The organism is Mycobacterium sp. NGS39 (genome assembly GCF_059812765.1).
On the sequence record NZ_JCALDH010000009.1, the window covers coordinates 49,976 to 68,927 of the forward strand.

The window sequence follows — 18,952 nt, forward strand, 5'->3', positions numbered from 1 at the left end:
GGGTGGATGAGTTCGTGCTGCATGCGTCCGTGGTGCGCCCGCACATCTTGTTCGACGGGGTTAAACCTTCTGCTGCGCTTCGACTTTGGCGAGCACCTGACTCATATGAGCGCCGACCTTGGCGATGTAGGGCTCGTCGATGGCCTGGATGTGCTCGCCACCGATCGGCACCACCTCGAGATCGGACACGTACTCACCCCAGCCGCCGTCGGGCTTTCGGGTGGCGTAGCGCGGCTCGAACATGATCGCGTCGTCGTGGTAGCGGTCGGCCATGTAGAGCGTGACGTGCCCGTCGTAGGGCCGGATCTCAGCGGTGTCGATCGCACGCTGATCCAGATACGACGTGCGCTGGTGCTCGATGATCCCTCCGGGAATCTGCACACCGCTTTCCTTGACGGCGTTCAGCACGAACTGCACTTGCCCTGCGTCGTCGAGCTTTTCGAGCTCCTCGTACGGAATCTCGGGGATCTGCACGTTGAAAGTGCGCTCGGCGAACCGCGCGTAACGCTCCCAGCGCTTGCGGGTCTCCTCCTTGGTCTGCGGGATCTCCTCGCCCGGCCGCACGGCGTCGATGAGCCCGACGAACGGTACGTCGCAGCCCTGTTCCTTGAGCCCGATCGCACAGGCATACGCCAGCGCGCCGCCCAGCGACCAGCCGGCCAGGATGAACGGCCCGTCGCCGCCCAGCTCGCGCAGCTTCGGAATGTACTGCGCCGCACGCTCTTCGATGGTGCCCTCGACGCGCTCGAAGCCGTACATCGGCGTGTCCGGCGGCAACCGCTTCAGCAGCGGCTCGTACACCACGGTCGACCCACCGGCCGCGTGGAATACGAACACCGGCACCTTGTTCGAGCCCTCTTCACGGGCGCGGATGATCCGGACGAACCCATCCAGCTGACCGGCTTCGAGGTACTGGCGCACCTTGTCCGCAAGTTCTTCGATGGTTCTCGACGTCTTGACGTCCTCGGCAGTGATCGGCCCGTCCGCGCGCTCCGAAAGCCGTTGCGCCATCTTCTCCGCGATCGCGTCGTCAACCTCGGGCAGCTCGTTGAAGATGCCGCCCGGCGACTTGCCGGTGACGATCGCCCATGTGGCGAACGTGACCCGCTCTGACGCGTCGCGCGGCGGCACGTCAGCGCCAAGCGCTTCGGTGATCGCCTGCTGATTCAGCGCCGCGGCGGCAGCCGCAAGATCGGGCTTGCCTTCCCGGGGCGGTCCGGCCGGGTTGTCCGACGGTGGTGGCGGCGGAATGTCCGGTGGCTCAGGGTCTTCCGCCTGGGTTTGTGGTTCGGCTTGCGGGTCCGGTGCCGGGGCGGTGACGGTCTGCACCGACGCCCCGGACAGCAGCCGGGCCTGCTCTTCGGCGATCTCGTCGGCGGACTTGGTCTTCTGGTACTCGTGCAGCTGCTGCACTTCGTCGCGGTGTTCGATCGCGTACTCGATCAGCTTCTCGACCGCGTACAGGTTCGCGTCGCGCACGGCCTGCAGCTGGATCGGCGGCAGGTCGAAGTCGTACTCGACGCGGTTCTTGATCCGCACCGCCATCAGCGAGTCCAGGCCGAGTTCGATCAGCGGAACCTCCCACGGCAGATCCTCGGGCTCGTATCCCATTGCGCCACCGACGATTGCGGCCAGCCGATCATGCACGGTCTCACCGGAGTCGGGCGACCACTTGGCGAACCCGGCGCCGAGGTTGGCGCCCTGGGTCAGGTTGTCATGCAGGATTTCCGCGTCGGGTTGGTCCTCGGACTCTGAAGCGGCCTCCTGTGTAACCGGCTGGGCTGCAACAGTTCCCACAGCGACGGCTGACGGTAGCGCCGCCACCTGGCCGCTCCGCGACACGATCGCGTCATAGACCAGAGTGAACGACTCGTCGATGCGCGCATGCACCTGCACCGACGCACCTCCCGGGTGCCGGGTGAGCGTGGTCACCAGCCGCGCGCCCTCGCCGGGCACCGCGCGCTGCTCGGACGCCGTCAACTGGGCATCCGGAAGCACTTGCGCGGCAGCGGCTTTCACCAACGCAGCCAGGTCGGTTTCACCGCGCGGGCGGTATTCCCAGACGTGGCGGCCGTCGGGCATCGCGACGTGGTTTCCGGGCATCATCACCGAGCTGTCACCCGTGAAGTGGGCGTCGAGCCAGTGCTCTTTGCGCTTGAACCGGGTCGGCGGGATGTTCGCGTAGTCGGCGGGGCCGGCAGCGCGCGTGAACAGTGTGCGGATGTCGAGGTCGTGGCCGTAGACGAACAGCTGCGCCATCGCGGCGATCATCGACTCGACTTCGTCTTGTTTGCGGGCCAGCGTCGGAATCAGCTGCGCGTCGTGCAGGCCCGCCGCAGCGGTGGTCAGGCCAACCTGCATGAGCGCCACCGGATTTGGCGCGAGCTCCAGGAACGTGGTGTGCCCGTTGTCGACGGCGTTGCGGATGCCGTGCGTGAAGTACACGGAGTGCCGCAAGCCCTTCTTCCAGTAGTCGACGTCGTGGATCGTCTGGCCGGGGCGGATGAAGTTGCCCTCGTGCACGGTCGAGTAGTAGCCGGTGGTGATCGGCCGGGGCTGGATGCCAACCAGCTCAGCCGCCAGCTCGCCCAGCAGGGGGTCCATCTGCGAGGTGTGGCTGGCGCCCTTGGTCTGGAACTTGCGCGCGAACTTGCCTTCCTTCTCGCAGCGCTCGATGATCGCGTCGACCTGTGCCGGCGGGCCGCCGATCACCGTCTGGCCGGGTGCGGCGTAGACGCACACCTCCAGCTCCGGGAAGTCGGCGAACACGGTCTTGATCTCATCGGCGGAGTATTCGACCAGTGCCATCAGCCGGATGTACTCGCCGAACAGCATCGCCTCGCCCTCGCCCATCAGATGCGAGCGCGAGCAGATGGTGCGGGTGGCGTCCTCCAGCGACAAGCCACCGGAGAAGTAGGCGGCGGCAGCCTCGCCCAACGACTGCCCGACCACCGCGGCGGGCTTGGCGCCGTGATGCTTGAGCAGCTCACCGAGCGCCACCTGAATCGCGAAGATGACCAGCTGCACTTTCTCGATCGGCAGCTCGGTGGTCTCGTCGGTGTAATCGACCGCGTCGTCAAGGATGAGCTCAAGGATCGAGTGTCCGCGCTCCAACTGCACCAGCGCGTCGACCTTGTTGATCCAGTCGGCGAACACCTCGTTGCGCAGATACAGGCTCTTGGCCATCTTGCGGTGCTGCGCACCGAAACCGGCGAGCACCCACACCGGCCCGTTGGTCACCGGACCGTCGGCGGTGAACACGTTCGGGCGCTGCTTGCCCTCGGCGATCGCACGCAAACCTGCGATGGCCTCGTCGTGGTCATGGGCCAGCACCACCGCACGCGAGCGACCGTGGTTGCGGCGCGACAACGCCCGGCCGATCGACTCCAGCGACGACGCCCGGCCCTCCGGGCTGTCGATCCAGTCGGCCAGCTCGGCAGCCGCGGCGCGCTTGCGCGATGTCAGGAACGCCGACACCGCCAGCGGGATCGCCGGTGCGGGCGGCGGTGACTCCTCCAGTTCCTGCAGCGCAATCTCCTTGAGCCGCAAGGCTTCGTCGGTCAGGCCTGGCAGTTCGTCGTCCGACTCGTCGGCCATGCTGGCGTGCACGCCGTAGAAGTCGGCTTCTTCGTCGTCGTCTTCGATCAGCACACCGCCGACGTACACACCTGCCTTCTCGGCGGGCTTCTCCTCGACCACCGGCTCGGGCTCGGGCTCCTTCTCGATCACGTCGCGGGGCAGCACCTCGCGCAGCACCAGGTGCGCGTTGGCGCCGCCGAACCCGAAGCCGGACACGCCTGCGATCGCGTAGCCGGAATACCGCGGCCAGTCGGTGACGGTGTCGGCGACCTTCAGCCGCACCGCGTCGAAGTCGATGTACGGGTTGGGACCGGCGTAGTTGATCGACGGCGGCAGCTTGTCGTGCGACAGCGCCAGCGCGATCTTGGCCAGGCTGGCCGCACCCGCGGCCGATTCAAGGTGTCCCACATTGGATTTCACCGCACCCAGCAACGCCGGCTTGTCCGCGGGGCGGCCCTTGCCGACGACGCGGCCCAGCGCCTCGGCCTCGATCGGGTCACCGAGGATGGTGCCGGTGCCGTGCGCCTCGATGTAGTCGACGGTGCGTGGGTTGATGCCCGCGTCCTTATAGGCCTTGCGCAGCACGTCGGCCTGAGCGTCGGGGTTTGGTGCCAGCAGACCGTTGGACCGGCCGTCGTGGTTGACCGCGCTGCCGGCGATCACGGCCAGGATCTGGTCGCCGTCGCGGCGGGCGTCCTCGACCCGCTTGAGCACCAGCATGCCGCCGCCCTCGGCGCGCGAATAGCCGTCGGCGTCAGAGGAGAACGACTTGATCCTGCCGTCAGCCGCCAGCACACCGCCGACCTCGTCGAAACCGATGGTCACCATCGGGGTGATCAGCGCGTTGACGCCACCGGCCAGGGCCACGTCGCACTCGCCCGCGCGCAGCGCCTGCACCGCCTGGTGCGCTGCCACAAGCGAACTGGAGCACGCGGTGTCGACGGCCACCGACGGACCGCGGAAGTCGTAGAAGTACGACACCCGGTTGGCGATGATGCTGCTCGCCGTGCCGGTGATCGCGTACGGGTGCGCGACGGTGGGGTCCGACACCGCCAGGAAGCTGTAGTCGTTGTTGGACGAGCCGATGTAGACGCCGACGCTCTGACCGCGCAGGCTCGACGCCGGGATGCGCGCGTGTTCCAGTGCCTCCCAGGTCAATTCGAGCGCCATGCGCTGCTGCGGGTCGAGGTTGTCGGCCTCCATCTTCGACAGCGCGAAGAACTCAGAGTCGAAGCCCTTGATGTCTTTGAGGTAGCCGCCGCGGGTGCGGGCCTTGGCCACCCGCTCGGCGATGCGCGGCTCTTCGAGGAATTCCGACCAGCGGCCCTCGGGCAGGTCGCTGATCCCGGAGCGACCCTCCAGGAGCGCCTGCCACGTTTCCTCGGGGGTGTTCATGTCGCCGGGGAAGCGGGTGGACAGCCCGACGATCGCGATGTCGGGCACGTCGCGCTCGCGTGACCAGTTCTCGTCGTCGTCGACGTCCTCGGCTTCCGGCTCGCCCTCGATGATCCGGGCCGCCAGCGACTCGATGGTCGGGTGCTGGAACGCGACCGTCGCCGACAACGTCACCCCGGTCAGGTCCTCGATGTCGGCGGCCATCGCGACCGCGTCGCGTGACGAGAGGCCCAGCTCCACCATCGGGGTGGTTTCGTCGATGGCGTCCGGGGCCTGGCCGGTGGCGTTGGCCACCCAGTTGCGCAGCCAGGTCCGCATCTCGGCGACGGTCTCGGGCCGCGCGCTAGCCGGGGAATCGCCCTGGGGGGTATCGGGAATCTCGTTGTCTGCCATAGCTTTTCGCGTTGTCAGTCCGCAGCGTCGGGGAATGAGTTGGCTGAGGCGGTACCGCCGCGCAGGCTGCCGTCGATGTAGGCGGCCCGGCAGGCTCGCCGGCCGATCTTGCCGCTGGAGGTTCGCGGGATAGTGCCCGCGGGCATCAGCAGCACGTCACGCACGGTCACGCCGTGGCGCACCGCAATCGCGGCGCGGATGTCGTCGGCGACGGGCTCGACCTCGATCTTGTGCGTGCCCGGGGCCCGTTCGGCGACGATGACCAGTTGTTCGGAGGTGTCCTCCGGGTCGTACTTCAGCCCGGCGTGCGGATTGTCGAACACCTGCTGCGGCAGCTGGTTGGCCGGCACCGAGAACGCCGCAGCGAAGCCCGGCCGGATCGCCCGGGTGGCCTCCTGCGCGGTGTACTCCAGATCCTGCGGGTAGTGGTTGCGGCCGTCGATGATCACCAGCTCCTTGATCCGGCCGGTGACGTAGAACTCGCCGTCGAGGAACGCGCCGAGGTCGCCGGTGCGCATCCACATCGCGTCATCGGGCGCGCCTTCGGCGTGCGAGGGATTGGTGCGCGACTTGAGGATGTTCTTGAACGTCTCGCGCGTTTCCTCTTCCCGATTCCAGTAGCCGGAGCCGACGTTGTTGCCGTGCACCCAGATCTCGCCGATCTGGCCATCGGGCAGCTCGCTGGCGGTGTCCGGGTCGACGATCACCGCCCACTCGTCGAAGCCGATCTTGCCGCACGACACCTGCGGCACCGCGTTGGGCGAACCCTCCGGGACCTCGACCAGCCGGTCTTTGACCAGCTCGTTGCGGTCGACGTTGATGATCTTCGGTGCCTGGTGCGGGATCGTCGTCGACACGAACAGCGTGGCCTCGGCCATCCCGTACGACGGCTTGATGGCCGACGGCTCCAGCCCGTACGGCGCGAACGCCTCGGTGAACTTGCGCATCGACGCCTGCGACACCGGCTCGCTGCCGTTGAGGATCGTCTGCACGTTGCTCAGGTCGAGTTCCTCGCCGTCCTTGGGCAGGCCGCGGCGCGCAGCGTGCTCGAACGCGAAGTTGGGCGCGGCCGACACCACGCGGCCGCGGTCGTCGCCCTTGACGCCGAGCTCGCGCATCCAGCGGATGGGCCGACGGACGAACGCGGCCGGGGTCATGAACGTCATGTGCCGGCCAAGAATCGACGGCAGCATGATCGTGATCAGGCCCATGTCGTGGAAGAACGGCAGCCACGACACTCCGCGGTCGCCCTCTTCGAACTCCAGCGCGGTCATCACCTGCGCGATGTTGGTGGCCACCGCAATGTGGGTGATCTGCACACCGGCCGGGCTGCGGGTGGAGCCCGACGTGTACTGCAGATACGCGATGGTCTCTTCGGTCGGGGTGTCGGGCATCACCCAGGTTTCGGCGACCTCGTCGGGCACCGCGTCGACCGCGATGATGCGTGGGCGCTCCTTGGCCGGGCGCTTGTGGAAGAACTTGCGCACACCTTCCGCGGCGCCGGTGGTGGTCAGAATCGTCGAGGGGGTGCAGTCGTCGAGCACTGCGTGCAAGCGCCCGACGTGACCGGGCTCGGCCGGGTCGAACAGCGGAACGGCAATGCGGCCCGAGTAGATGGTGCCGTAGAACGACGTCAGGTAGTCGAGGTTCTGCGGGCAGAGGATCGCGACGCGGTCATTCGGTTCGGTGACCTGCTGAAGGCGCGCGGCGATCGCACGGCTGCGCGCGGAGAACTGGCCCCACGTGATGTCGCGTTCGACGCCGTCGCGCTCGGTGGAGAAATCAAGGAACCGGTAGGCCAGGTGGTCGGCGCGGATGCCCGCCCACCGCTCCACATGCCGGGGGATGCTGGCGCCGTGCGGGAAGCTGAGTCGTCCCGTCTTCTTGTCGATGAACGGGTTCACCCAAATCGGCACGTTCCACTCTCCTGTCGAAGCCCACGGGCGGGGTCGGTTGTCAACTCAAGCGGGCCGGCCGCGTTCGGCTGGCTCTGCGCCGCGAAACCCCAAACCTTAAAGATCGTACAGAGGTCGGAGCGTCCGCCGCCGTCGCGTGGCCGCCGATCACAGCCGTTGCCGCTCTTAGTTATTTCTTAATGTTAGGGGACGGCTGGTCGGCGGCCAAATCGCCAGCCCGTTCACGTCGTGAATGTTGCGAATCTGTGCTATGCCCGCAGTCTGCGCCGCAGTCTTCGGAACCTCATCGTGTTTTCGGCGCGTTGTTGATCACATCGGCTGCCCAGTCGCGCGTCCAGTCTGTCGCCGAACGTCCGTCGAGCTTCCAGTACTCCGTTGTGGCGTACTTTCCGTGGACGGGCTCTCCCGCCGCGCCGAGCAGTGCTTGCAGCGTGCCGGGCAGGTTCAGCAGGTTGAACGCGCCGGCCGGCGCGGCGCAGATCAGATCGCCCTCGGCGCAGATCTCGTTCACGCGGTCGTTCAGCTCGCCGAAGCCGCCGTCGCGTGGGCCGGTCATCGTGATTCCCGAAGGGATGAACGGCATGCCCTTCAGCGTGATCTCCGCGCCCTCACCCGGCGGGTTGGGCCCCACGTCGCGGCCGACGCCGGGCTGGCGGCGCCCGTCGGCAATCAGCGTCACGCCCAGCACCCGGCCCGCGTCGACCGGACCGCGGCCGTTGCCGATGTCGCTGGCGATGTCGCCACCGATCACCGCACCTTGCGAGAAGCCGACGATCACGAAGTTGGTGCGCGGGCACCGGTCGGCGATGTCGGCGATCGCCTTACGGGTGACATCGGTGCCCTGCTTGCGGCTGTCGTCGTAGCTGACCTCGTTGTCACCGGACAGCGGCCGGTGGAACTGAGCGATGTAGGCGACGGTGTACACCTGCAGCCGGTCCGAGCCGAACTGCTCGCTCAGTGGACGAGTCACGTTCAGCAGCAACGCATTTGGAAACTGCGTGGGGTTGACGGGGTCTTGCTGCGGTGACGACTCCCAGGTGCCGGGGATGGACACCAGCTGCACGTCGGGACAGCCGGCGCCCTGCACCGAAGGCCGCGGCCGCAGCAGCACGAACACGACCACTGCCACCACGGCAGCCAGCACAAGCACGCCGACGACCGCGATCACTAGGCGGCGGCGCCGCCGATTCACACCCGCCATCGTCAGCCGTGCTTGGGATGCGGGGCCGCGTCGATCTTGCCCACCGCCCAGTTACGCGTCCACACCGTGGCCGGCTGGCCGTCGGAGCTCCAGAACTGCGTGGTGTTGTACAGCGCGTGCACCGGCTGGCCCGCGCCGCCGGCCAGCACGTCGAGCGTGGCCGGCAGGTTCGTGATGTTGAACGCTTCTTCGGGTGCCGCGCAGATCAAATCCCCGGGCGCGCAGATTTCGTTGACACGGTCGTTGAGCGCCCCGAAGCCGCCCGGACGCGGGCCTGTCATGGTGAGCCCGAACTCCGACAGCAGAGGCACCTCGTGCAACGTGATCTCGGCGCCCTGTCCCGGCGGCGTCGGCGGCACGTCTTGACCGACACCGGTCTGGCGGCGCCCGTCGGCGATCAGCGTCACCCCGAGCACAAGGTCCTCGTCGACGGGTCCGCGGCCGTTGCCGATGTCACTGGCGATGTCGCCCGCGATCACCGCGCCCTGCGAGAAGCCGACGATCACGTAGCTGGTCAGTGGGCAGCGGTTGGTCATGTCGGTCAGCGCCCGCACCGCGTTGTCCATGCCCTCTTTACGGCTGTCGTTGTAGCTGATCTGGTTGTCCCGGGAGAACGGATTGTGGAACTGCGCGGTGTAGGGCACCGTGTACGTCTGCACCCGAGCGCCGCCGAACTGGTCGGCGAGTGGTCGAGTTACGTTGAGCAGCAACGCATTCGGGAACTGCGCTGGATTCAGCGGATCCTGCTGCGGCGATGACTCCCACGTGCCGGGAATCGACAGCAGCATCACGTCGGGGCAGCTGGCGTCCTGGAACTCCGGGCGCGGCTTCTTCGGCCCGCCCGAGGTGGTGGGCGGCTGGGCGTTGGGCGGTGTGGACGGTTGCGGCGCCGAGGGTTTGGTGGCCCGCTGCATGACCACCATCAGGACCAGCCCCAGCGCCACCACCACTGCCACCGCCCCAGCGGCAGCGAGCGCGAGGATGCGGTGGCGTTTCCGCCGATTGGTGTTGGCCATGGTCTCCTGCTAGCAGAGGCGTTCGGTCGCGATGCGGATGTACGTTGCGGTCGCGGTGTCGACGTCCGCCCCGGTGGGCGGCATGGAGGTCAGGTGAGCGCCGTGCACGTCGCTGGACACCAGCGGATGCACGTAGTCCCATACCGCCTGCGGGCTCTGCCCCGCAGCGCGGGCCTGGCAGACGTAGGAGCCGATGGACAGCGCCAGCAGCTCACTGGACGGATGCACTCCATCGGCGTCCAGCGCGTCGAGGTACGCGCGCTGCTGACCGGTGACCGTCAGTTTGCGCTCGCTGCCGCTGGCACCGGCCGGCGGCTGCGCAGGCGCGGCGGGCTGAATTCCCGACGCCAGCGTGGTGGTCTCGTCGGCCGGCAGCGCGACGCTGGACATCAGGCCGTCGGACGCCGAGCAACCCGACAGCACGGCGGCCGCAAGCGTCAGCGTCGCCATTGTCGAAGACCCGGCCACGCGCCTGGAGGTCGGTTGCACGTTTCCACGGTACCGGCTGAGCGGCGGCGGCCCGGGTGAGCAATCTCGCAGTTCGCCGCCGCGTCGTCAGCTACCTGATCGCGGCCACCAGATCCCCGGTCATCGCGGCGAGCTGCGGCCCCCAGCTAGACCAGTCGTGGTTGCCGCCGGCCGGGAAGTCGAAGTGCCCGTTGTGGCCGCCGACCTGGCGGTAGTGCTGGTAGAAGAAGCGGTTCATGCCTTGCGCCTGGTCGCAGTACCCGATCATCGCGGGCTCGTCGCTGCACGTCAGCGTCTGCGGGCTGAACACCCACAGCCGGGTGTTGTTCTGCACCAGCAACGAGATGTGCACGTCCGGGTCGTGCCATTTCCAGCGGCCGAGCTGCGGCAGGCCCCACATGTTGCGGGTGTCCACGCCACCGAATCGCATCAGCCCGTCGGTGATCGCGCCGTTTTCGGTGGTCCGAGACGGCGTGAGGAAGCCCGACATCGAGCCGGCGTAGCTGTACCGGTCGGGGTGGAAGGTCGCCATCGCCACCGCGCCGTAGCCGCCCTGCGCGGCGCCGACGATCGCGTGACCGCCGGGCGCCAATCCCTTGTTGGCGGCCAGCCAGTTGGGCAGCTCGTCGGCCAGGAAGGTCTCCCACTGGCGGCTGCCGTCCTGCTCCCAGTTGGTGTACATGCTGAACGCGCCGCTGGCCGGGGCGGCCACCGAGACGCCCTTGCCGGCCAGCGTGTTCATCGCATTGCCGACCGTGACCCAGTTGCTGACGGCGTCGCCGGCGTTGAACGCGTCGAGCAGGACGACCGCGTGCGGGCCGCCGCCGAGAAAGGCGACCGGGATGTCGCGGCCCATCGCTGCCGACGGCACCATCAGGTACTCGACGGCGTCGGCCCTGGCGGTCGGTGAGACCGGGCCGGCGAACAGGCCGATTCCGAGGATGGCTGCGGCCAACACGCGGAACAGCACCCCTGCAAGCTTCATAGCCACCCTCCCTGCCGTCGCCGAATCCGCAACGTAGTGAACCACATCACGCCGACCCGCGACACAGAACTCCTGGCGCAGAAACGAGTAACGGCGACGACCGGATGGTCGCCGCCGTTACTCGATAGCGTGCTTCTACGCGGTGGGCGTAGCGCCCAGCACCCGCTGGATGTCGGGCTTCATCGCGGCCAGCTGCTGGCCCCAGTAGGCCCAGCTGTGGGTACCGGCCTCGGGGAAGTTGAACACCCCGTTCTTGCCGCCGGCGGCGATGTAGGCGTCCTTGAACGACTTGTTCGTCCGCAGGGTGAACCCTTCGAGGAACTTGGCGTTGAAGTCGCCGCCACCCAGCTCGTTGGGCTTGCCGTTGCCGCAGTACACCCAGATGCGGGTGTTGTTGTCGACGAGCTTCTGGACGTTGACCATCGGGTCGTTGCGCTTCCAGGCCGGGTCGCTGGACGGGCCCCACATGTCCTCGGACTTGTAGCCGCCCGCGTCACCCATCGACAGGCCGACCAGCATCGGCCACCAGCCCTCGGACAGGTTCAAAAAGCCCGACAGGGAGGCCGCGTACGGGAACTGCTGCGGGTAGTAGATCGCCAGCGTCAGCGCCGCCGAACCGGCCATGGACAGACCGACCGCCGCGCTGCCCGTCGGCTTCACCTGGCGGTTGGCCGCCAGCCACGCCGGCAGCTCCTGGGTGAGGAACGTCTCCCACTTGTAGGTCAGGCAGCCGTTCTTGCCGCACGCCGGCTTGTACCAGTCGCTGTAGAAGCTGGACTGGCCGCCGACCGGCATCACCACGGACAGGCCGGACTGGTAGTACATCTCGAACGCGTTGGTCTCGATGTCCCAACCGTTGTAGTCGTCTCGCGCCCGCAGGCCGTCGAGTAGGTAGACCGCCGGCGAGTTCGCGCCACCGCTTTGGAACTGAACGCGGATGTCGCGGCCCATCGCGGGCGACGGCACGTCCAGGTACTCGACCGGCAGACCGGGCCGGGAGAACGCGCTCGCAGTCGCCGCGCCTCCGACGACGCCGACGAGGCCGGGCAGCAGCGCGGCCGCCACGGCGGCGACCGTCAGCCGGCGCGCCCAGCGGCCGCGCATCTTCTCAACGAACTTCATCAATATGTCCATCCCATCCTTTTAACGCGCAACGACGGCGTCGGACGCCGTCGTGTCCCGGGTAGTCAACCACACCGTCGGTGCAGACCTGTAACCGTGAGCCTCGGGCTGACCCAGATGTGGGAATCCTCTCCCATGTCAGATAGAGGCCGGTTCACGCCTTCCGTCGACATCCATTGCGATGCTCACCGCGCCGTTGCGGTTTCCCCGACCCGAACGAAACCCGCAGCTCAGACGCTACGGGCCCGTCGCCGGTAAGCCAGTGTAAGGGGTAGCCCGCAACGGCGGTTCACTCAACCCGCAGCGCAACAGCTCGTAGCGCGGCACCCGGTCGATCCGGTAGCTGGTGAACTGGTACGCGTGCACCACGTTGGACAGGAAGCGGCGTAGTGTCAGCGGTCCTCTGATCGACGTCAGTACCGCGTCTGTGCTCGGGCATTTCAGGGCCGCTTTGGCCTGCCGGACCCAGTCCTCGTCGAGGTACGTCGGCAGATACGGGTGCTCCTCGAGCCACGGCCCCTCGGCCACCGCCCAGTCGGGGAACAGGTTCTTGTCGTGGCCGATCCGGGCGTCCTCCAGCCGCGCCGTGTGGGCGGCGAGCGGGTTCGCCAATCCGATCTGGTCGATCACGCGCACGTCCAGGCCGACGTTCATGCCGAGCATGCCGAGATTGGTGAAGAACACCGTGTGCGGGCCGGGTTTGGGCGGATTCGGGCCCAACGCCACCGGATCCGCGGGCACGACGTCCCACTGCGTGTAGTTGCCGGACGGCAGCAGCAGCGCGCCGTCCGGGGTGTTCTCGATTGCCTCCAGCACCGCCCGCATGCGCGGATAGTCCAGGTAGTCGGCGGCCGTCAGCGGATGGGCGTGGCCGGTGGCCTGCGCGTAGAACCGCCGCTCGTCGACGATCCCGGTGTAGGTGACCCGGGTGGCGTCGGCACCCATGCCCGGCGAATTGGCTGCCCACAGCGACCAGCCCACAATCGCCAGCCACACCGCGGCCGTGGCCGCGGCCAGCACCGTGCCGGTCTCGCGGGACAGGCGCAACCGGTCGGGCAGCACCAGCGGGATCACCGCGACTGGGGCCAAGAGGCAGAACATCGGCGTCAGCAACACCCGCCCGTGCATGAAGTCGCCGCCCTGCCGAATCCAATAGAGCGCTTGCAGCAGCCCGCTGACGACGATGAGGACGACGACGGCGGCCGGGTTCTGCACCAGCCGGGCGGCGCGGCTCCGGGGCGCGGTGTCGCCGTCGTTCACCCACCAGGCGCGGCTGCGGCCTGCGAGCACCAACACCGCCAGCCCGACCGTCAGGATCGCCGGGATCCACAGCGCGTACGGCCCGTTGAAGTTGGCCAGATAGACGAAGCCCTGCGACCATTTCTTTCCCGAGGCGTCCTTGGCCAGCGCAGTGCCCGGTACCAGCAGCGCGTAGTACCCCATCCGGAAGATCTGGTACGCCACCGGCAATAGGCCGCCCGCCCCGACGATCAGCACCCGCACGCCCCAATCGCGCGCGGCGATCAGCATCATCACCAGCGCCAGACCGCCGATCAATGCGAGCTCCGGACGCACCAGCACCGAGAGCCCTGCGACGAACGCCAGCGCGGCGGTGAACCCGCGGCCGGTCTGCTTCTGCTGACCCCAGCACACCAACATCCACCACAGCAGCCCGAGATACGCCAGCACCAAGCCGTTTTCCAGACCCGAGGTGGCGAAGTCGCGCGCCGGCGGCACCGCGATATACACCAGCGCACCGGCCGGCAGCAGCAACGCCCGACGCCCGAGCAGCCCCGGCGCGTAAAGCCGTGCCGTGCCGACCATCACGAAGACCATGCCCAGCACGGACAGCGTCAGCGCCAGCACCAACGCGACGTACTCCAGCCGCACCGGGCCGCCGACGAGCGCACCCAGATACACCAGATACGTCCACACCGTCGACGTGTTGGCCTCTACCCGTTCACCGACGTTGAACACCGGGCCGTTGCCCGCCAACAGGTTTCGCACTGTGCGCAGGACGATGAGTCCGTCGTCGGCGATCCAGCGCCGCTGCCACGCTCCCCAGCCGAACAGCACGGCGACCACCGCCACGCTGACCCACAGGCTCGCCTGCGCGGTCAGCTCGAGCCGACGCGCGCTAACGGACGAAGACGGCCGCACCAACTGTCCCGATCCACAGCAATGCCAGGAACTGCAGAACCCGGTCGCGCAACGCGATCTCTTCCGGTTCGCCGGCCATGCCGCCGTCGACATCCACTGCGTAGCGCAGGATCGCGATGGTGAACGGGATCATCGAGATCACCCACCACGAGCCGGAGCCGCCGTCGCGCTGGAACGCAAACAGCCCGTAGCACAACACCACCGCGGTCGCCGAGAGCGTCCACACGAACCGCAGATAGGTGCCGGTGTAGCTCTCCAGCGACTTGCGGATCTTGGCGCCGGTGTGTTCGGCCAGCTGCAGCTCGGCATAACGCTTGCCGGCCACCATGAACAGCGACCCGAACGCCATCACGAGCAAAAACCACTGCGACAGCGGGATCTTGGCGGCGGCGCCACCGGCGATCGCGCGGATCAGATACGCCGACGAGACGATGCAGATATCGAGCACCGCTTGGTGTTTCAAGCCGAAGCAGTACGCCAGCTGGATTCCGATGTAGACGGCCATCACGATCGCGAGGTCCGTGTTGACGAACACCAGCGCAATCACCAGTGACGCGGCACCGAGCACCACCGCCAGCGTGTACGCCAGCCACTCGGGCACCACGCCGGCCGCGATCGGCCGGAATCGCTTGGTGGGGTGCTGACGGTCGGCCTCGACGTCGCGGACGTCGTTGACCAGATACACCGACGAGGCCGCCATGCAGAACACGACGAAAGCGATCGCCACGTCGACCAGCACGCCGCGGTAGTCGTACTTGACGTCGCCGCCCAGCGCCGCCAGCGGTGCGGCGAACACCAAGACGTTCTTCACCCACTGGCGAGGCCGGATGGCGCGGATCAGGCCGGCGATCAGGTTGTCGGGCGGCCGTGTCACCTCTGGCGCTTGCTCGCTCATGCGCTGTTCCCGATCTTCTTGAAAAGCTGTCCGACCACTGCCCCGACCGCCACCCCGGTCAGCACATCGCTGGGGTAGTGCACCCCGAGCACCATGCGCGACAACGCCATCGGCGGAACCAGCAGCACCGGCAGCGGCAGACCCGTGAGCGGTGCCATCAACACTGCGGCCGCGGTGGTCGAGGTGGCGTGCGCCGACGGAAAGCTCAGCGCGCTGGGCGTGCCGACGTTCACCGCCACCGCGGGATGGGCGGGACGACGACGACGCACCACCCGCTTGATCAGGACCGCGGCGGCGTGCGCGACGAACGCCCCGGCACCGGCCAGCAGCCACTCGCGGCGACGCCGCGGTTGCGCTATCGCCCCGGCAGCGCAGAGCACCAGCCAGCCGGCGCTGTGCTCGCCGAAGTGCGACATCGCGCGGGCCACCGCGACCACGCCCGGCCGAGCGAGCGCGGACTGCACGGCCACCAGCGCGGCCACTTCGCCCCGGGGTTGGTCAACCATGGCTGCTCACCGCGGGGAGAAGGACCGATTCCCAACTCTGGGTGCTGGTCAGCATTGGCAGCGCCGCCCGGTAAACCCCGCGCATCTCGTCGAACCGACGGGCCAGCTTGCGCTGCCGGCGCACCGACTGGCGCAGCAGGGAGAACATCTTTCGCCGGTCCCGCTGCCGGTAAACCACTCCGCGGCTGTCGGCGGTGGTGACGGTCACGCCGTCGACGTTGCACAGTAGAAACCATCGCGAATCCTGGGTGGGCACGTTCAGCTGGGGCCGCTGGTGATGTGCGGGGTCGGCCTTGGTCAGCTGGTGCAGGATGCCGTGGGCCAGCCGAATTGCCTTGGCGGGGGCGGTTTTCGGCTCGGCGACTCGACCCACCATGCCCGACGGCGGCGGCAGCGCGGTCGCCGAGGGCAGCACCACCGCGTCGGGATACTGGCGGCGGATCTGATGCACGGCAGGCAACGCCGATTCCAGGATCGAGAAAATGTGCTCAGGACCGGCCAGGAAGTCGTCGATCGCCTTGTTCTGGATCGCGACCGTCGAATACTCAAGGCAGAGAAGGTGTTTCAGCGTGGCTTTGAGCATGCTGCGCAACAGCCCGCGCACGTCGCCGTCCCAGTGCAGGGCGGCGACCACCAGGCGGTTGCGCAGATGGAAGTACGCCTGCCAGTCGATGGCATCGTCCTTGTCGCTCCAGGCCATGTGCCAGATCGCCGTGCCCGGCATGGTCACCGTGGGATAGCCGTGCTCGGCGGCGCGCAGGCCGTAGTCGGCGTCGTCCCACTTGATGAACAGCGGCAGCGGCTGGCCCAACTCGTCGGCGACCTGTCGCGGGATCATGCACATCCACCAGCCGTTGTAGTCGACGTCGATGCGACGGTGCAGCAGCTTGCTGTCAGGGTGATTGCCGCGCAGAGGTTTTCGCGCGAAGTCGTGGTCGTACTTGGCGTGCGGTGCGTGCGTCCACATGAACGTGCCGCGGTCGACCACCTCGCCCATCACGTGCAGGTGCGACGGGTCTTGGAGATTGAGCATCTGCCCACCGACGAGCGTCGGCGTCTTGGCGAACCGGTTCATCGCCAGCGCGCGCAGCACCGAGTCGGGCTCGATGCGCACGTCGTCGTCCATGAACAGGATCTGCTGGCAGTCGGTGTTTTTCAGCGCCTCGTACATCACTCGGCTGTAGCCGCCTGAGCCGCCAAGGTTGGGCTGGTCGTGAATCGACAGGCGCTGGCCCAGCGCGGCCGCGGCTTCGGCGAAGCCCGGGTGGTCACGCACCTTCGCGGTTCCCTGATCCGGCACGATCACTGCACCGATCACGTTGTCCACCAACGGGTCCGACGTCAGCGCACGCAGCGACTGCACGCAATCGGCCGGGCGGTTGAAGGTGGGAATGCCGACCGCGATGTTCGCGACGCCGGGCGCGGCCACCGGCGCGAACCAGCCCGCGTTGTGCAGAGTGACCGCGCTGTCGGTGGTGATGTCGAACCATATCCAGCCGCCGTCTTCGAACGGGCCCAGGTCGATTTCGAATTCGACGGTCTGCTGATCGCCGGAGAATTCGCGGCCTTCGACATAGATCCGCGCGCCGGTGGCCTTGCTTCGATATACGTCGACCCGCCCCGTGCCGCTGAGCTCGGCGTGCAGCACCACCGACGTCAGCGTCGACCAGCGACGCCAGTAGCTGGCCGGAAAAGCGTTGAAATACGTGGAGAACGACACTTCGGACTCGCTGCCGATCTGTAACGCGGTGCGGCTGGCGGCGTGTGCGCGGCGGGCGTTGGTGGCCGACTCCTCGATGTAGAGCTTGCGCACATCCAGAGGCTCGCCGGGGCGGGGCAGGATGACGCGGGCCAGCAGGCTGACGGCCTTGGTCATTCCCCGGCGCTTTCGGCAAGTGGCGTGCCATCACGTAGGTGCGGGGCCAGCACGTTGTCGAACATGGAGAGCGCGCTGGCGATCGCCATGTGCATGTCGAGGTACTGGTAGGTGCCCAGCCGACCGCCGAAAAGCACCTTGGCCGTGGCGGTTTCGGCTTTCGCACGGGCGCGGTATGCGGCCAGCAGCGAACGGTCGCCATCGGCGTTGATCGGGTAGTAGGGCTCGTCGTCGTCCGCGGCGAACCGCGAGTACTCGCGCACGATCACGGTCTTGTCGGCCGGATACTCACGCTCCGGGTGGAAGTGGCGGAACTCGAGGATCCGGGTGAACGGCACGTCGATGTCGTTGTAGTTCATCACCGGAGTGCCCTGGAAATCACCGATGTCCAGCACCTCGGTCTCGAAATCCAAAGTGCGCCAGCCCAATCGGCCCTCGGCGTAGTCGAAGTAGCGGTCCAGCGGCCCGGTATAGACCACCGGCGCGTCGGGACTGGCCGCCCGTAGTTCGTCGCGCACGTCGAACCAGTCGGTGTCCAGAAGCACCTCGATTCGCTCGTCGGCGGCCATGTTCTGCAGCCACGCGGTGTAGCCGTTGACGGGCAGCCCTTCGTAGGTGTCGTTGAAGTAGCGGTTGTCGAAGGTGTAGCGCACCGGCAGCCGGGTGATGTTGCCGGCGGGCAGCTCCTTCGGGTCGGTCTGCCACTGCTTGGCGGTGTAGCCCTTGATGAACGCCTCGTAGAGCGGGCGGCCGATCAGTGAGATCGCTTTCTCTTCGAGGTTCTGCGCGTCGGCGGTGTCGATCTCGGAGGCCTGCTCGGCGATCAGCTTGCGGGCTTCCTCGGGCGAGTAGTAGCGGCCGAAGAACTGCGACACCAGGCCCAGGCCCATGGGGAATTGGTAGGCCTGGCCGTTGTGCATCGAGAACACGCGGTGCTGGTAGCCGGTGAACTCGGTGAACTGGTTGACGTAGTCCCACACCCTCTTGTTGGAGGTGTGGAAGAGGTGGGCACCGTACTTGTGCACCTCGATGCCGGTCTGCGGTTCGGGCTCCGAGTAGGCGTTGCCGCCGATGTGCGGCCGCCGTTCGACGACGAGCACCCGCTTGCCCAATTGAGTAGCCACCCGTTCGGCGATCGTCAAGCCGAAGAATCCGGAGCCGACGACGAAGAGATCGAAGGGCCCGGAGGCCACCGGGCCGACATCAGGTGAGGTCATCGGCAGCTAGGGTATCGGACCTTCACTCCCAAACCATTTCGCCAGGCTGCGGGGGCCGACGCGGGTAGGTCGCGATTGCCTTACGATTCCGTCTCGTCACTCTAATCACAGGATTCACATCCGTACCATCGGGAACGTTGGTATTGGCGGGTCGGCGCAAGTTGTCGTCCGCGGGTGCTGACCCGTAGTTGCACCTACTACGCCGACGATTTGTTGTCCAGAT

12 protein-coding genes are annotated in these 18,952 nt (G+C 67.5%); all 12 read right to left on the reverse strand.

From position 1 onward, the window contains the following. Positions 1-60: 60 nt before the first annotated feature. The gene (gene pks13, locus AC5Y39_RS14055) at positions 61-5,367 is read right to left on the reverse strand and encodes a polyketide synthase Pks13 (RefSeq protein WP_500021187.1); all 5,307 of its coding nucleotides are present in this window, start codon (positions 5,365-5,367) and stop codon (positions 61-63) included. 14 nt (positions 5,368-5,381) lie between these two features. Continuing rightward, the gene (gene fadD32, locus AC5Y39_RS14060; protein WP_500021274.1) at positions 5,382-7,277 is read right to left on the reverse strand and encodes a long-chain-fatty-acid--AMP ligase FadD32; all 1,896 of its coding nucleotides are present in this window, start codon (positions 7,275-7,277) and stop codon (positions 5,382-5,384) included. Between the two features lie 289 nt (positions 7,278-7,566). Beyond that, positions 7,567-8,484 carry a cutinase family protein gene (locus AC5Y39_RS14065; protein WP_500021185.1) on the reverse strand — a complete coding sequence of 306 codons (918 nt, stop codon included), beginning with the start codon at positions 8,482-8,484 and terminating at the stop codon, positions 7,567-7,569. 2 nt (positions 8,485-8,486) lie between these two features. Continuing rightward, a complete protein-coding gene (gene culp6 / locus AC5Y39_RS14070; protein WP_500021183.1) occupies positions 8,487-9,500 on the reverse strand; it encodes a carboxylesterase Culp6 in 1,014 nt (337 codons plus the stop codon). A gap of 9 nt (positions 9,501-9,509) precedes the next feature. Then, positions 9,510-9,989: a DUF732 domain-containing protein gene (locus AC5Y39_RS14075; RefSeq protein WP_500021181.1), complete on the reverse strand. Its 480-nt coding sequence runs from the start codon at positions 9,987-9,989 to the stop codon at positions 9,510-9,512. A 70-nt stretch (positions 9,990-10,059) separates the two neighbouring features. Then, positions 10,060-10,953 carry an alpha/beta hydrolase-fold protein gene (locus AC5Y39_RS14080; RefSeq protein ID WP_500021179.1) on the reverse strand — a complete coding sequence of 298 codons (894 nt, stop codon included), beginning with the start codon at positions 10,951-10,953 and terminating at the stop codon, positions 10,060-10,062. A gap of 135 nt (positions 10,954-11,088) precedes the next feature. Next, the gene (locus AC5Y39_RS14085; protein ID WP_500021177.1) at positions 11,089-12,075 is read right to left on the reverse strand and encodes an esterase family protein; all 987 of its coding nucleotides are present in this window, start codon (positions 12,073-12,075) and stop codon (positions 11,089-11,091) included. A 237-nt stretch (positions 12,076-12,312) separates the two neighbouring features. After that, positions 12,313-14,235, reverse strand: a complete 1,923-nt coding sequence (aftB, locus tag AC5Y39_RS14090) for a terminal beta-(1->2)-arabinofuranosyltransferase (protein ID WP_500021175.1) — start codon at positions 14,233-14,235, stop codon at positions 12,313-12,315. Further along, positions 14,213-15,130, reverse strand: coding sequence for a decaprenyl-phosphate phosphoribosyltransferase (locus AC5Y39_RS14095; protein ID WP_500021173.1), 918 nt, complete (start codon positions 15,128-15,130; stop codon positions 14,213-14,215). Before AC5Y39_RS14095 ends, aftB begins: the two co-directional genes overlap by 23 nt. Continuing rightward, a complete protein-coding gene (locus AC5Y39_RS14100) occupies positions 15,127-15,636 on the reverse strand; it encodes a phosphatase PAP2 family protein (RefSeq protein WP_500021171.1) in 510 nt (169 codons plus the stop codon). Before AC5Y39_RS14100 ends, AC5Y39_RS14095 begins: the two co-directional genes overlap by 4 nt. Continuing rightward, the gene (locus AC5Y39_RS14105; RefSeq protein WP_500021169.1) at positions 15,629-17,512 is read right to left on the reverse strand and encodes a glycosyltransferase; all 1,884 of its coding nucleotides are present in this window, start codon (positions 17,510-17,512) and stop codon (positions 15,629-15,631) included. The genes AC5Y39_RS14100 and AC5Y39_RS14105 overlap by 8 nt, the downstream gene beginning before the upstream one ends. Next, on the reverse strand, positions 17,509-18,729 hold the full coding sequence (gene glf / locus AC5Y39_RS14110) for a UDP-galactopyranose mutase (RefSeq protein WP_500021167.1): 1,221 nt from the start codon (positions 18,727-18,729) through the stop codon (positions 17,509-17,511). The genes AC5Y39_RS14105 and glf overlap by 4 nt, the downstream gene beginning before the upstream one ends. Positions 18,730-18,952 lie beyond the last annotated feature (223 nt).